Source organism: Neorhizobium sp. T25_27, assembly GCF_002968565.1.
GTDB lineage: Bacteria > Pseudomonadota > Alphaproteobacteria > Rhizobiales > Rhizobiaceae > Neorhizobium > Neorhizobium tomejilense.
In genome coordinates this window covers 154,921-169,763 of the sequence record NZ_PVBJ01000007.1, presented here as the reverse complement: position 1 = coordinate 169,763, position 14,843 = coordinate 154,921, and the positions used below count along the sequence as shown (strand labels likewise).

16 protein-coding genes are annotated in these 14,843 nt (G+C 61.0%); 3 read left to right on the top strand and 13 right to left on the bottom strand.

From position 1 onward, the window contains the following. Positions 1-24 precede the first annotated feature (24 nt). The gene (locus tag C5J24_RS20020) at positions 25-1,257 is read right to left on the bottom strand and encodes a flavin-dependent monooxygenase (protein WP_105420307.1); all 1,233 of its coding nucleotides are present in this window, start codon (positions 1,255-1,257) and stop codon (positions 25-27) included. Between the two features lie 10 nt (positions 1,258-1,267). After that, positions 1,268-1,807, bottom strand: coding sequence for a flavin reductase family protein (locus C5J24_RS20015; protein ID WP_105420305.1), 540 nt, complete (start codon positions 1,805-1,807; stop codon positions 1,268-1,270). A gap of 206 nt (positions 1,808-2,013) precedes the next feature. On the opposite strand from C5J24_RS20015, the gene C5J24_RS20010 reads away from it, so the two are divergent. Both C5J24_RS20010 and C5J24_RS20005 read left to right on the top strand, forming a co-directional pair. Then, entirely contained in the window at positions 2,014-2,469 is a 456-nt protein-coding gene (locus tag C5J24_RS20010; RefSeq protein ID WP_046627575.1) for a MarR family winged helix-turn-helix transcriptional regulator, read from the top strand. A 199-nt stretch (positions 2,470-2,668) separates the two neighbouring features. Then, positions 2,669-3,952 (top strand): aromatic acid/H+ symport family MFS transporter, encoded by a 1,284-nt coding sequence (locus tag C5J24_RS20005; RefSeq protein ID WP_105420303.1) that lies wholly within the window; start codon positions 2,669-2,671, stop codon positions 3,950-3,952. 163 nt (positions 3,953-4,115) lie between these two features. On the opposite strand, the gene C5J24_RS20000 is transcribed toward C5J24_RS20005, so the two are convergent. The 9 genes from C5J24_RS20000 to C5J24_RS19960 form a co-directional block, all read right to left on the bottom strand. Continuing rightward, the gene (locus tag C5J24_RS20000; protein ID WP_105420301.1) at positions 4,116-5,147 is read right to left on the bottom strand and encodes an L-idonate 5-dehydrogenase; all 1,032 of its coding nucleotides are present in this window, start codon (positions 5,145-5,147) and stop codon (positions 4,116-4,118) included. Between the two features lie 10 nt (positions 5,148-5,157). Further along, entirely contained in the window at positions 5,158-6,105 is a 948-nt protein-coding gene (locus C5J24_RS19995; RefSeq protein WP_105420299.1) for a 2-hydroxyacid dehydrogenase, read from the bottom strand. Positions 6,106-6,163: 58 nt separating this feature from the next. Then, a complete protein-coding gene (locus C5J24_RS19990; RefSeq protein ID WP_105420297.1) occupies positions 6,164-6,931 on the bottom strand; it encodes an SDR family oxidoreductase in 768 nt (255 codons plus the stop codon). Between the two features lie 57 nt (positions 6,932-6,988). Then, positions 6,989-7,663: a 4-carboxy-4-hydroxy-2-oxoadipate aldolase/oxaloacetate decarboxylase gene (locus C5J24_RS19985; protein ID WP_105420295.1), complete on the bottom strand. Its 675-nt coding sequence runs from the start codon at positions 7,661-7,663 to the stop codon at positions 6,989-6,991. A 95-nt stretch (positions 7,664-7,758) separates the two neighbouring features. Further along, on the bottom strand, positions 7,759-8,595 hold the full coding sequence (locus C5J24_RS19980; protein WP_105420293.1) for an ABC transporter substrate-binding protein: 837 nt from the start codon (positions 8,593-8,595) through the stop codon (positions 7,759-7,761). A gap of 31 nt (positions 8,596-8,626) precedes the next feature. Continuing rightward, on the bottom strand, positions 8,627-9,394 hold the full coding sequence (locus C5J24_RS19975) for an amino acid ABC transporter ATP-binding protein (RefSeq protein ID WP_105420291.1): 768 nt from the start codon (positions 9,392-9,394) through the stop codon (positions 8,627-8,629). Beyond that, entirely contained in the window at positions 9,391-10,149 is a 759-nt protein-coding gene (locus tag C5J24_RS19970; RefSeq protein ID WP_105403328.1) for an amino acid ABC transporter permease, read from the bottom strand. The genes C5J24_RS19975 and C5J24_RS19970 overlap by 4 nt, the downstream gene beginning before the upstream one ends. Beyond that, a complete protein-coding gene (locus tag C5J24_RS19965) occupies positions 10,146-10,853 on the bottom strand; it encodes an amino acid ABC transporter permease (protein ID WP_105403327.1) in 708 nt (235 codons plus the stop codon). The genes C5J24_RS19970 and C5J24_RS19965 overlap by 4 nt, the downstream gene beginning before the upstream one ends. After that, positions 10,850-11,632 (bottom strand): SDR family oxidoreductase, encoded by a 783-nt coding sequence (locus C5J24_RS19960; RefSeq protein ID WP_105420289.1) that lies wholly within the window; start codon positions 11,630-11,632, stop codon positions 10,850-10,852. The genes C5J24_RS19965 and C5J24_RS19960 overlap by 4 nt, the downstream gene beginning before the upstream one ends. A gap of 214 nt (positions 11,633-11,846) precedes the next feature. Between C5J24_RS19960 and nac the strand changes: the two genes are divergently transcribed. Then, positions 11,847-12,752, top strand: a complete 906-nt coding sequence (gene nac / locus C5J24_RS19955; protein WP_046666147.1) for a nitrogen assimilation transcriptional regulator NAC — start codon at positions 11,847-11,849, stop codon at positions 12,750-12,752. A 46-nt stretch (positions 12,753-12,798) separates the two neighbouring features. On the opposite strand, the gene C5J24_RS19950 is transcribed toward nac, so the two are convergent. After that, positions 12,799-14,010 (bottom strand): pyridoxal phosphate-dependent aminotransferase, encoded by a 1,212-nt coding sequence (locus tag C5J24_RS19950; protein WP_172724063.1) that lies wholly within the window; start codon positions 14,008-14,010, stop codon positions 12,799-12,801. A 52-nt stretch (positions 14,011-14,062) separates the two neighbouring features. Next, the gene (locus tag C5J24_RS19945) at positions 14,063-14,830 is read right to left on the bottom strand and encodes a 5-oxoprolinase subunit PxpA (RefSeq protein ID WP_105420288.1); all 768 of its coding nucleotides are present in this window, start codon (positions 14,828-14,830) and stop codon (positions 14,063-14,065) included. Positions 14,831-14,843: the final 13 nt, after the last annotated feature.

Sequence of the window (14,843 nt, the reverse complement as noted above, 5' to 3'; positions counted from 1 at the left end):
AAATCTAGAATGGGCGTGTACGGATCAGTACTGACCCTTGGGCGGCAGGCCTAAGAGATGCTGGCCGACCATGGTCCCAACGGCGTCCCAGTTCATCGAAATGTGGCGTCCGACGGCATTCGCATCCCGCCATGCCCGCTGGACGGGATTGGACATTTGAAGACCGAGACCGCCCGTGGAGGCGTTCAAGGCTTCGACCGCCTGAAGGGACAGGCTGACGGCGAAGGACTGCGTGCGCCGTGCCAGAATTCTGTCTTCATCGGTGATCTCGACCGTGCCGTTTTCGCGTGCCTGCGCCAGCTGCTGCGCCCACGCCACGTCACGCAGCATGATTTCGCGTGCTGCGTCGATAGATGCCGATGCCTCTGCTACCCTCAGCTGGATGGTCGGAAACTCGGCGATCTTGTTGTTACCCCCGGCGACCGCGCCGCGCGTGATCCGCGTGCCCATATGGTCGAGATAGCTGGTCAAAGCGCCTTTTGCGGCACCGATGGCAGCGCTGCCAAGGCAAAACGGAATCCCCATGAGGAGCGGAATGTTGAAAAGGCCGATGCCCTCGTATCCCCGCCCACCCGGCGTTCTGCCCGCAGTCGCATCCGGGAAAGCCAGGACACGGTGCTCGGGCACGCAGACGTCTTTCAGGATCAGGCTCTTGGAACCGGTACCGGCCAGACCGACGACGTCCCACGTCTCGGCGATCGTATAGTCGCTTGCAGGCACCAGGAGAAAGGACGGGACGGCGCGGTCTCCCTCGATTTTTGGCGGGATGATGGCAGCGCACAATGCCCACTGCGCATTTTCGCAACCGCTCGCAAAGGCCCAGTCGCCGGAAAGGCGAAAGCCGCCCTCCACGCGCTCCGCCATGCGCGTCGGCGCATAGGAGCCGCATACAAGTGCATCGGCGTTCGTGCCCCAGACTTCCTGCTGAACCCGTTCGTCGAACATCGCAAGAAGCCACTGATGTGCGGAGAGAAGTCCCGCAACCCAGCCGGTCGAGGCGCAAGCCGACGACAGCTCGATATTGGCATCGACAAGCTCTGCAAAGGAGCCCTGGTCGCCGCCGAAACGGCCCGGCTTGACAATATCGAAATACCCGACGCCGCGCAGCAGGTCGATATTGCGGGCCGGCACCCGCCCCGCCTTCTCGGTATCACGAGCAGTGGCGCGGATCTCATCAAGAACCGGCGCGATGCGCTCGGCAAGACATGCGTTTTCCGCCCGCATCGAAGCGGGAAACAAGGCTGCTGTACTGTTCATGGAACTGCCCTCAGTTATGGGAGGTAAAAGGCGCGTGCTGTGGCGCGCAATAATTCGAGTTTTCGTACATTAATGGGGTGGTATCGTTGGAAAGACGGGTGTCTATCACTTGGCCGATGAAGATCGTATGCGTTCCATAGGGAACGGCACCCATGCGACGGCAAATCACGGCGGCATGGGCCGAATCCAGGACCATCATGCCCCGTTCATGGCGAACCCAATCGGCCGCGTCGAACCGGCGTTCCGGAGCGATCTTTCCGCTGAACCCTTCCGATACGGAAACCTGTTCGTGCGTCAAAACGCTGACGGCAAATTCCGGCACTTCCAGCAGCATGTCGTGCAGGTAAGTGCGGTTGTTCAGGCAGATAATCAGCGACGGCGGTTCCATGGAAAGTGATGTCACCGCCGTTGCGGTCATGCCGTGGTCGGCTCCGTTACGGCAGGCGGATATCACGGTAACCGTCGCCGGAAACCTGCGCATGGTTGCGCGAAACGCATCGCTGATAGGCGGAATTGCCGGTATGAGGCCGGCGGCAGCTGTGGCAGACATGAGTTCCTCCCGAGTCTCCTTGGGGTTAAATTATTGCAAACGCAACTATTGTCAATGCAAATTTTAGACTGCAGGCAATTTCTCGTTCGATGTTGATCCTTTTTGCGAAGTGGTCCAGCGGCTCGTGTTGTCATTTGGGCCATTTAGGTGCATGTCGGAACAAGCCGCGGTCAGCCGCACACGAGATTTCGCCAGCAGACTGAGACATGTACAAACTTACCGATTCAGTTCCCTACCTGCTCAACCGTGCGGGCGTGCGTATCGCCGAGGTCTTCTCACAACGAATTGCCGAGAACGATCTCAGCGTTGCCATGTATCGAGTGTTGGCAATGTTGAGGGAACGCAAGGAAAGTACGCTTGGGGACCTTGCCGACGTCGTCTCGGTTGAGATCTCCACCCTCTCGCGGCTCGTCGGCACTCTGGCGAAACGCAAGCTGGTCTCCAGAACCCGTCCCGAGGACAATGGCCGTATCGTCATCGTTCGGTTGACCCCACAGGGAGAGGCCCTGACCGAAAAGCTGATGCCGCTTGCCATGGAACTCGAGGCCACGGCTGTGCAGGGCATGTCCAAAGAGGAGGTCACCGCCCTGAAAAGTGCGTTGAAGCGGATGCACAGCAATCTGCCGGCCATGTCCGGAAAAGGGAAAACCAGCGACCAATGACTTTTGCACTTGCAAATATTTTATCTGCAAGTATCTAATGGCGCGTCAATCGTTGTCCTGGCATCATCTCTCTTCGGGATGAGGGTCCGGTGTGGGAGGAAACACGCCGACGACGATCCGGAGGATTTGTACATGGATCGATGCTGGCCTGCCGATGGCGGGAGCGTACTTCCTGTACTCAAATGTGTGGGGAGGGAAAATGACCATACAAGATGTCGCTATCGCCAAGGAACGCGTCCGCAGCCCGAACATGATCATCGCCCTATGCGGCCTGTTGATCCTTTTCGATGGGTATGACCTTATCGTTTATGGTGCGGTCGCACCTTCGCTGCTTCGAGAGGCAAGCTGGGCTCTGACGCCCGGCATGGTCGGAAGAGCCGCGTCAATCACCCTGTTCGGGATGCTGCTGGGCGCGCTGATTGCCGGAACCCTTGCCGACAGGATCGGCCGCCGCAAAGTCATAATCGGGAGCCTCCTGAGCTTTTCGGTGATGATGATCGGCAGCGGTTTGGCTCCGAGCTTCCTGATTTTCGAAGGAACCCGTTTTCTCGCCGGTCTTGGCCTGGGCGCGCTGTTCCCGACGGTAACTGCCTTGATCATCGAGTTTTCTCCGCCCAAGCGGAAAGCCATGGCCTACTCGACGGCGCTTCTCGGCTATCTCGCCGGCGGCATCATCTCGGGCATTCTCGGCATTATGCTGATCGAGACTTACGGTTGGCGCGTGCTGATGTTCATCGGCGGCGCACCGATACTGCTTCTTCCGCTGTTCCTGCGCCTCCTCCCGGAATCGCCGGAATGGCTGGCGACCAAGAACCGCCAGGCAGAAGCCAATCGGATTGCAGATCAGTATGGGTTGCCCAATCCCAATCCAAGGCCTGCTGCTCTGCGTCAGGTAGGCATCAAGTCGCTGTTTTCCGAAGGCCGCCTGCTGCCGACCCTGAACGCCTGGGGCATCCATTTCTGTTCGCTTCTGCTTACTTTCGGCATGGTGAACTGGCTGCCGACGATCATGAACAAGATGGGCTACGACCTCGGTTCCGCCCTTCTCTTCTCCGTCACGCTCAATCTTGGTGCGGCAGTCGGCTTGCTGATCGGCGCGAGAATTGCCGACCTTGGCAACGTCAAGATGGTCGTGGCTGGAATGTTTCTCCTCGGCGCATGCTCGATCTGGATGCTGACCCAGGTAGGCCAGGGCCTTCAGGTCTACGGTCTGGTTGCGCTGGCTGGAACCGGAACGATCGGAACCCAGATTCTAGCCAATGTCCTGGTCGGAAATCTCTACCCGGTCGAAATTCGCGGCACCGGCCTTGGCTTTTCGCTGGGCATCGGTCGCGTCGGGGGCATGATCGGGCCCGCCATCGGCGGTGCAGTCCTGGGAGCAGGACTTGCACCGCAATGGAACTTCTACATCTTCGCGACCGTCGGTGCGGTGGGCTGCGTTCTCGCTCTGGCGACACTGCTGTACAAGAAAAAGACTGTTTGAGCTCTCGCCCGGGCCTCGGCAGGTCAAGGGAATCCTATTCTGCAGGTATTGAACCCAAGAATGTAGGAGGCGGCTTCTCAAAAGCCGCCTCCTACTCTTGTTGTCCGGGCAGAGGCGCGGCTTCAATTCCACTGACGCCAACCCTGTCGATCCTGTTCGATCGCTAGAAAGCCAGTTGCACCTTCATCGACCGGGTTCTGTCGCCGGCAGTCTCAAAAGCCTCCACGGCCTTGTCGACCGGGAAGATACCGGTGAGCAGCGGCTTCAGATCGACGCGGCGTTTTCCGATAAGATCCACGGCAAGACCGAATTCCTCATGAAAACGGAAGGTGCCCTTCATCTCGATTTCCTTGGCGACGACGATGTTCTGCGGGATGGCGACGTCGCCGCCGAGACCGAGCTGGACCACCGTCGAGCGGGGCCGGAGCACTTCCAGGCCGGCGCGTACGGCGCGTTCGTTGCCGGAAGCCTCGAACTGAACGTCGAAATAGCCCTTGTTTACGGAATAGGCGGCAAGCTGTTCCGGATTGCTGGCGACGTCGATGACCCGATCGGCGCCGACTGCCAGCGCCTTGTCGAGGACCGCGCCCATGACGTCGGTCGCGACGATCTCTCGGGCACCATGGGCACGGGCAGCGATGATCGCCAATGCACCAATCGGACCGCAGCCGGTGACCAGCACGCGCTTGTCCGTAAGCGACCCGGCACGGGCCACCGCATGCAGCGTTACCGCGAACGGCTCCGCCATCGCCGCTTCGTTGATCGAGACGCCATCTGCTATCCTGTGGCACTGCCACTGTTCTGCGACCAGCCGCTGGCGGAATGCGCCCTGGATGTGCGGCATCGGCATGGCGCTGCCGTAGAAGCGCATGTTCAGGCAATGGTTCTGCTGCCCCTTCAGGCAGTAGTCGCAGGCATTGCAGGGACGGCTCGGCGACACCGCCACCCGGTCGCCGACGGCAAGGCCCGATGTCCCCGCCCCCAATGCCTTAATCGTTCCTGCAACCTCGTGGCCGAGGATCATCGGCTCGCGCACCCGGACGGTGCCGAAGCCGCCGTGATTGTAATAGTGCAGATCAGAGCCGCAGATGCCGCCGGCCTCGATGGCGACCTCCACCTGTCCGGGCCCGAGCGCCTCGACCTCCCTCTCTTCGACGCGCAGGTCCTTGGCGGCATGAATGACGACGGCTTTCATGGACTTATCCTCAGAGAACGGGTGTCGGCAGGGCGGCGCCTGCAAAATGGGCGGCGAGATTGTCGCGCACCAGCTTGCCCATCGCCTTGCGGGTTTCGATCGTGCCGGACGCATGGTGCGGTTGCACCAGCACATTGCCGAGCTTCAGGAACCGCGGATCGAGCTTCGGCTCGCCTTCGAAGACGTCGAGCGCCGCAGATCCGAGCGCTCCGCTTTCGAGTGCGGCGAGTAGCGCTTCCTCGTCGATGTTGGAGGCCCGCGAGATGTTGATCAGCATGCCTTCGGGCCCGAGCGCTTCGATCACATGCCTCGAAACAATATGGCGCGTGACAGTCGAGGCCGCCAACGTCACGAACAGGAAAACAGAATGCCGGGCAAGTTCCACCGGATCGGCGATGAACGTCATCCCTTCCGCATAAGGTTTTGCGGCAACATCGCTATAGGCGATGTCCATGTCGAAGCCCTTGAGGCGCTTGGCGACCTCGAAGCCGATGCGACCGAGGCCGAGCACGCCCGCTCTTCTCCCCCAGACGCGACGCTTCAGCGGATAAAGGCCCTTCTCCACCCAGCTTCCGTCCCTCACCCATGTCTCGGCGCCGATCATACCGCGCGATTGGACCAGCATCATCGCGACGCCAAGGTCGGCAACGTCGTTGGTCAGGACATCGGGCGTATTGGTGACCCGGATGCCGCGCGCGCGGCAGGCGTCGAGATTGACTGCGTCATAACCGACACCATAGACCGAGACGATCTCCAGCTTCGGCAGCCTGGCGATCAGTTCGGCAGAGGCGCCGAGCTCACCCCGCGTGGCGATGGCGCGAATGCCGTCCGCGTGGTCCTGAACAAATGCATCGCGGTCTTCAGCCTCGTAGAGCTTGCGCACGCTGTACTGCGCTTCCAGTTCGACGAGATCCCATTCCGGGTAAGGCCCGACGAGCAGGATGTCCGGCTTGGCCATCGAATTCCTCCATTGTGATGTAGATGATGGTTTGTCGCCGCCCGTTTGGCGGGCTTCCCTAAAGGCAGGTTGTGATGCCGCCGTCGACATAGAGCGTGTGCCCGTTCACAAAGGAGGAAGCCTTGCCGGCGAGAAACACCGCTGCCCCGACGAGCTCTTCGACATCGCCCCAGCGGGCTGCCGGCGTGCGTTTCTCAAGCCAGGAGGAGAATTCCGGGTTATCGACCAACGCCTGGTTCAAGGGTGTCTTGAAGTAGCCGGGTGCAATCGCGTTGACTTGCAGGCCGTGCTTTGCCCAATCCGCGCACATGCCGCGGGTCAGGTTCTTCACCGCGCCTTTGGTGGCCGTGTAGGGAGCGATGCCCGGGCGTGCCAGCTCGCTCTGCACCGAGGCGATGTTGATGATCTTCCCCTGCCCTCGGCCGATCATGTACTTGGCCACCGCCTGGCCGACATAAAAGACACTGGAGACGTTGGTCTTCAGCAATTGCTCCCAGCGATCGGCCGGAAATTCCTCCAGCGGGCTGCGGAACTGCATTCCGGCATTGTTGATCAGAATGTCGATCGGACCGATCCCGTGCTCGATCGCATCGACCCCGCGTTTGACGGCATCGGGATCGGTAACGTCGAAGTCGGCCGCCCTCGCCTCGTAGCCTTCATTTTCGAGGCTATCGACGGCGACTTGAAGCTTCACAGGGTCGCGGCCGTTCAGCACGACCGAAGCCCCATGCCGCGCAAGCCCCCGCGCAAGCGCCATCCCAATGCCCTGCGACGAACCCGTCACCAACGCACGCCGGCCGGCCAAATCAAATAATGGGAAGGTCATTCAAACCTCTTTCCGAAAAAGAAAGTCCGGCGCTTCGCGTGATAATCGCGGCCGGGCTCAGACATCGACGATCAGGCCCTTGGCTTTCAGCACCGACTCCAGCTTGCTGACCTCGATCACCGATTTGCCCTGCTTGTAGGCAGCGATATAGCCGGCTTCGGCATCCTCGCGGGCCTGCGAAAGCACGGCGGCCTCCTGTACTTCAGCACGGCGGACAACGACGAGTCCATCGGCATCGCCGACGACGATGTCGCCCGGATTGATCGTCTCGCCGCCGACGATGATCGTGTCGTTCACCGCCGCAATGGTTTCCTTGACAGTACCCTTGATGCAGACGCTCAGGGAGAAGACCGGAAAGCCGAGGTCCCTCAGTTGCAGCGTGTCGCGCACGCCCGTATCGGTCACCAGGCCACCGATGCCCTTTGCCAGGCAGGCATTGGCAAGTACGTCGCCGAACGAGCCTGCCTCTTCGTATTCGCCGGCGGACACGACAATGATGTCGCCCGGCTTGGCATAGTTGATCGCGAGCTGAAGCATGATGTTGTCACGCGGCGCGCATTTGACCGTGAATGCCGGGCCGCACAGCTTCATCCGGTAATCCACCGGCTTCAGGCGTGAGGAGAGTGCTCCGCGGCGTCCCTGCGCTTCGTGGATGGTCGCCGGCGAAAATTTGGAAAGTGCCTCGATGTCGGCTTTGCTCGGCCGTTCGGCGATGTCTTTGATGTGGATCATGGAAACCTCCCACGGTTAGGCCGACGGCGGGCACGTCCCGCCGCCTGCAGTCTTCGATGATTTTGCAATTGGATGGAGTACCCGGACCAAAGGCCTCAGGGGATCGGGTCGAACTTCAGTTCGGAGAGCGGCACGACCTTATCGTTACGCGCCATCTTGTATTCCGTATTCGGGCCAAGCCACTTGTCCCAGATCTTGTTGAGGTCGCCGGAGGTGTCAAGCTTGCGGAGCACCTCGTTGATCTTGGCCGTCAGCGCCGGATTGTCCTTTGCCATGCCAATCCCGATGGGCTGGAACAGCATAGGGTCCTCGATCATCCGCATTTCCTTGCCCTTGGTCTTGGATTCGTTGACGAACTTTGTCGTCGTCATCGTATTCGCCACCATGCCACGCGCCTTGCCCTGCTGGACGGCAAGATAGGCGGATGCGGTATCCTGGAAGGTCAGCGGATCGGACTTGTTGAGCTTGATCGACATTTCCGAAGTCGAGCCCTTGGTCGAGGCAATACGCTGGCCTTCGTAATCGACCTTCTTCTTGCCGGGATCATCGGCCGGAACGATCAGCATTTCCTTGGCAAGGTAGTAGGGATCGCTGAACTGGATCTGTTCCGCTCGGCTCAGCGTATAGGCCAGATTGGCGACCGTGATGTCGACGCGGCCGAGCTTGACTTCCGGCACGCGCGCTTCGACCGAGACCGGCTTGATTTCTGCCTTGACGCCCAGTTCCTTGGCGATCGCATTGCAGAGATCGACGTCGAAGCCGGCCATCTCGCGGGTCTTCGGATCGGGTGCCGCGAAAGGCACCACGTCGGCAAACGTCGCGCAGCGAAGTGTCTTGGCCGACATGATCGTGTCGAGTTGATCCGCCTTTGCCGGCAAGGCCGCCGAGGTACCCGCCAGCACGGCGGTAAGAGTTGCGTATTTCCAGTTCATTGCTGTTCTCCTTTGTTATTGGTGGTGAGTGTCAATGGCGCAGATCGGCGAGGAACCGTTGAGCACGGGGATGGCGGGGTGTCTTGAAAAACTCGTCGGGCGGGGCCGTTTCGAGGATCTGTCCCGCATCGATGAACCAGATGCGGTCGGCGACATCGCGGGCGAAGCCCATTTCATGTGTGACGCAGATCATGGTCATGCCCTCCGATGCCAGGCTCTTCATGACCGCCAGCACCTCGCCGACCATTTCCGGATCGAGGGCGCTGGTCGGCTCGTCGAACAGCATGACCGGCGGCTCCATGGCGAGTGCGCGCGCTATCGCCACCCGTTGTTGCTGCCCACCCGACAGCTGGCCGGGATAAGCCCGCGCCTTGTCGGCGAGCCCAACGCGATCGAGAAGCTTCAGCGCCTTCTCATGGGCGACATTCGCCGCCACGCCCTTCACGCGGATCGGCGACATCGCCACATTTTCGACCACGGAGAGGTGCGGGAACAGGTTGAAGTTCTGGAACACGAAACCGATCCGGCTGCGCAGCAGGTTGAGCTCCCTCGTCCGCATTGCCGCATGAATGTTCTGACCATCCAGGGTGATCGATCCGCTGTTGATCTCCTCAAGACGGTTGATCGTACGGATCAGGGTGGATTTCCCCGAACCGGAAGGTCCGCAGATCACCACGACCTCGCCTCGGGCAACTTCGGCGTCAATGTTCTTGAGGACCGGATAATCGCCATAACTCTTACAGACGTCCGAAAGGTGGATTGTCTGCAACTGCTGGGTCCACGCGGCTGAGGTGCTCATAGCTGCTCCGATATGATTTTGGCCGGCACCAGGGCCACCGGCGCTGCGCCGCCGGAAAGACCCGCGCGGCGGCGCGTGATGCGGCGCTCGACTATGTTGGCGACATGCGTCAGGCTCCAGCAGATCGCGTAGTAGACGACCGCGAGGATGAGGAAGACCTGGAAGGGCTGCGTCAGAAGCTGGTTGTTGACCTGGCTGGCCGCAAAAGTGAGGTCCGGGACATTGATGACATATCCGAGCGTCGTGTCCTTTATCGTCGAGACGAAGGTCGAGATGATGCTCGGGATCATGTTGTAGAGCGCCTGCGGAAGAATGATGAAGCGCATCGCTCCGAGAGAGCTGTGCCCGAGGGCACGGGCGGCATCCATCTGGCCGCTGCCGAGCGCGACAATGCCGGCGCGTACGACCTCGCTCAGGAAGGCGCCCTGGTAAACGACGAGCGTGGTCAGCATCGTCACGAAGCTCGGAACGTCTGCGCCTGTCCAGAGCGGCACGAGGAAGTAACTCCAGAGGATAAGCATCAGGAGCGGCACACCGCGGGTTATATAGACGAGTGCGGTGACCGGCCACCGCAGCAGTCGCCATTTCGAAAGGCGCGCGAGTGCCAGCAGGATGGCGACCGGGAAGGCGAGCATGATGCTGAGCGCCGACAGGATCAGCGTGTTTGCAAGCCCGCCGAGCGGGCCGTTCGGATATTGACCGATCAGCAGCAGAAGCCAGTAGTCCTGGATGATGGCGATGACATCGTTGATCATGCGCGCGCACTCCGGGCCGGATCGGCGCGCATCGAGAGATAGGCGCCGGCGCCCATGATCAGGAGCGAGAAGAACAGGTAAAGAACCGTACCGACCAGGTAGATTTCGAAGGTGCGGAAGCTCAGGTTTTCGACTTCCTTCACGGCATGCGTCAGTTCGGACGCACCGATAACGATGGCGAGACTGCTGTTCTTGAACAGGGAAACACTGTGGTTGATGAGCGGCGGAAGCGCATTGCGCACACCCTGGGGCATGACTACGAAGCGCATCGCCGAGACATAGCTGTGCCCGAGAGCCTTGGCGGCTTCCATCTGGCCCGGGCTTACGGAGCGAAGGCCGGACCGCAGGTCCTCGCTGAAATAGGCTGCCTGGCACAGGCCGAGGCCGATGACGGCGAAGATCGTTTCGGCATTGTGGGCCGCGAGCCAGGACGTCAGGCCTGGCGGGAACAGCGTGAATATGCCGAAATACCACAGCATCAGCTGCACGAGGGTCGGCACGTTGCGATGGTAGGAGACATAGGCGGCCACGGCCCTGTCGCCAAAGCGGAGCGGCGAAAACCGGATGCACAGAAGCAGCAGCGCGAGGGTCATGGCCAGCAGCCACGACCCGATATAGATGATAAAGGTCATCTCGATGCCGTGCAAGAGCATCGCGGTATATTCAGGGTTCCTCAGGACGGCCCAGAGATCGAATCCGTTCACCGCCCCGGCTCCCTGGAACTGTCCGGACCTGCGGGAGCCGGCTGCGGCCGGGCTGTCTGCAGGCCGCCCATGACCTGCAAAGTCGGCGTGATTTCCATGTGGCCGATATTGACGGCCACCGGCGCGGCGATCGCGAATGCTATCGCTTCGGCGATATCGGCTGCCTGGGGCAGCTCGAACCCATCGATGAACCGTTCGCGAATACTGGGATCGTCGCCGTGCACGTGATTGAAAATGTCGGTCGCGACCCGCCCGGGGCAGATTTCCGTCACCCGCACGCGCTTACCGAAAGCATCGATGCGCAGCTGGTTCGACAGCATGGCGACGCCGGCTTTCACTGCGTGATAGATGGAGTTGCCGCCGAAATTGTAGTTGCCGGCGATCGAGGAGATGTTGATGACATGGCCCCGATCGCGGGCGACCATTCCCGGCACGATCAAACGGCAAATGTGCAGGACGGCACGGAGATTGACATCAACGAGAAGGTCGATATCGCTCTCGTCTGCTTCCAGGAATTTCTTCGGCCGATCGACGCCGGCATTGTTGACGAGGATATCGAACTCGACGCGACCGGCCAGTTCGGCGAGCGTCGGGCGGTCGGTGACGTCAATCACATGAGCGATGCAGCCCGTGCGTTTGGCCAGATCCTGCAGAGCATCGCCGCTGCGGGCGATCGCGTGGACCTCGATATTCTCACGCCGAAGCCGCTCCACCACAGCGGCGCCGATACCGGAGGAGGCGCCGGTAACCAGTGCGGTCTTGTAATCGGAGAATGGCATTCGGATCCCCTTGTTGTTGCTGCAGACAGTAGCGAACCTTTAATCTCTTGCCTAAGACCGATTATTTGTGGAGCAATAAGCAACGGCTATGGAGGCTCGGCTCCGCAATGTCGGCAGGTGACCATCACCGGGCAGGATCACGGTCGGCGCCGTTGCAAAAGAAGATCGCGTCTGCAAACATGTGTTTGCTCAAGACAAAAAGACAAAGATCCGAATGGACATCAGACGCCTCAAATCCTTCATCGTGATCGTCGACAGCGGCAGCATCACGCGCGCCGCCGACCTGCTGCATATCGCGCAGCCCGCGCTCAGCCAGCAGCTGGCGGCGCTGGAGGAGCATTTCGGTCAGAAGCTGCTGATCCGCAGCCAGCAGGGCGTCAGCATGACCGATGCGGGGCATGCGGTGTACCGCCATGCGCAGATCATCCTTCGCCAGATGGAACAGGCGCAGGCGGACGCTTCCGCTGCCGGCAACTCACTTGCCGGGCGCGTTTCGGTAGGGCTCGTGCCGTTCAGCAGTGCCGCCACGCTGTCCGTGGACCTGCTGGCCGAAACGCGCAGGCGCCATCCCGGCATCCTGCTCCATCTCACAGAAAGCGTCGGCCAGACCTACAGTCAGATGATCATGAACGGTCGTCTGGAAATGGCGCTGATCCACGGGGCCGGGCCGATCAAGGGCGTACGGTTCGAGCCGATTCTCAGCGAGGAGTTCTATCTCGTCGCCCACCGCGATTTTGCGATCGAAGCGGACAGCAAGCCCATTCCGGTTACCGCTCTCGACGGCTTGCCGCTTCTGATGCCGCCCGCTTACAACTTCGTTCGCCGTGCGGTCGATACCGCGTTCACGCGCAGCCGGATTAACCTGAAAGTCGTGGCGGAGGTTGAAATCGTCAGGACATTGGCGCGCGCCGTGGGCAGCGGTCTGGGAGCGACCATCATGCCGAAAGCCATCGCCGACCGTATCGTGACGGAATCGGGCGAGCCGCTGATCTGTCGGCTCGTTTCCCCGCGGATCGAGGAAACCCTGTCACTCTGCATTGCCGAACAGAACTCGCTGTCCGAGCCGGCATTGGCGGTCAAAAATATCCTTCTCGAGCTGACCGCGCGGCTGAGAGCATAAGGCGAGTTCCGGCACGACGCAGCCACGCCGAATCATCGAAGACGCGTCAACGCATGTCCCTGCAGAACTGGGCGATCCGCGCGCATCCCTCGTCCAGCATTTCCATGCTCGTTGCGTAGGAAATGCGGAAATGGGGGCTCATGCCGTAAGCTGCGCCTTGCACCGTCGCCACATGATGTTCGTCCACGAGAGCCATGACGAAATCGATGTCGGTCTCGATCTTCCGCCCGCCCTTGCTGGTCTTGCCGATCAAGCCGGACATGTTGGGATAGAGGTAGAACGCGCCCTCGGGCTTGTGGCAACGCAATCCCTCCACCTCTGACAAGCGGTCGAGGACGAAATCGCGCCTCTCGCGGTAGATCCCTGCCCGCTCCCTCAGGAGATCCTGTGGCCCGTCCAGCGCCGCGATGGCCGCCGCCTGCGTCACCGTGGTGATGCCACCGCCGTTCTGCCCGTTGACATTGCTGATCGCACCGATGAGCTCCTTGGAGCCGCTGGCGCAGAAGCCGAGCCGCCAGCCGGTCATGGCGTAAGCCTTTGACACGCCGTTCATGGTCAGGACACGATCATAGAGCCGGGGTTCCGCGTCGACGATGGTGCAGAATTCGAAACCGTCATAGACCAGATGTTCGTAGATATCGTCAGTCAGGATCCACACGCCCGGATGGCGCAGCATGACCTGCGCGATCGCCGCCATTTCGGCGCGGGAGCAGGCCGCACCGGTCGGATTGTTGGGAAAATTCAGGATCAGCCATTTGGTGCGCGGCGTGATCGCGGCTTCCAGATCCTCCGGACGCAACTTGAAGCCGGCCTGCTCGAAACAGGGCACCGCCACCGGAACGCCACCGGCAAACTTGACGATATCGGCATAGCTGACCCACGAGGGCGTTGGAATGACAACTTCGTCGCCGGGATTGCAGGTGGCGAGCATCGTGTTGAAGATCACCTGCTTGCCGCCGGCTGAAACGACGATCTGACTGGCATCATAATCCAGATTGTTGTCCCGCTTGAACTTCCTGCTGATCGCCGCCTTGAGCGCCGGTGTGCCGTCCATCGGCGGATATTTCGTATCACCGCCAAGCGCCGCGGCATGGGCCGCCTCGATGGCATGCAGCGGCGTCGGGAAGTCCGGTTCCCCGGAAGAGAGGCTGACAACCTTGATACCCTTTGCGGCCAGTTCCCGGGCGCGTTGGGTCATGGCAGCGGAGGCGGATATGGAGACGTTTTTCAGGCGATCGGCTGTAGAAGACATCGGCATTAACTTTCGACGAAGATTGGGACGGGAGACGGCCGACCAGGCAGCCGGTGGGTCAAAGCGCGAGTTCGGCAGCCGGCGCGAGCATCGCGCCGGAGGCTTCGATCTCGCTTCGGACGATATGCGCAAGTTCAAGGGAACCCGGCGTGTCGCTGTGCACGAGGATCGACCGAGCGGGCATGGCAATGGTGTCGCCCTCGACAGTCTCAACAGTTCCGTCGAGAAGAAAGCGGCGCACCCTTGCCCGCACCGAAGCCTCATCCTTGATCACGGCGCCCGGTAGGCCGCGGACAACAAGCCTGCCTTCGGCATCATAGGCCCGGTCGGCCAGGAAAAGCGCCAGCGTCTTCAGCCGCGCCCGTTTGGCCGCCTGCTCTATTTCGCTGTCCGGCGTCACGAACACGACAAGACCCGGCTCCACCGTCGCAATGGCATCCATCATCAGATCGGCGAGCACCGGGTCGCGGTTGACCATATTGCCCATGGCGGCGTGAAAGCTGATATGCCCGACGGTGACACGCTCGCTCGCGGCGATCGCCATCAGCGCGCCGAGTTGGTAGAGCATCTGCTGGCGCAACTCATCCGCCTGGAAGGGCATTTCGCGCCGTCCAAAGCCGAGCCGGTCGGGCAGGCCCGGATGTGCGCCGATGCCGACCCCGTTCGCCTTGGCAAGCCGCACCATGCGCGCCATCGTATCCGGATCGCCACCGTGGAAACCGCAGGCGATATTGGCCGACGACACGACCTTCATCATCGCTTCGTCGTCGCATAGCCGATAAGGGCCGAACCCTTCGCCCATGTCGGAATTCAGATCGATTTTCATCGGCAACTCCCTT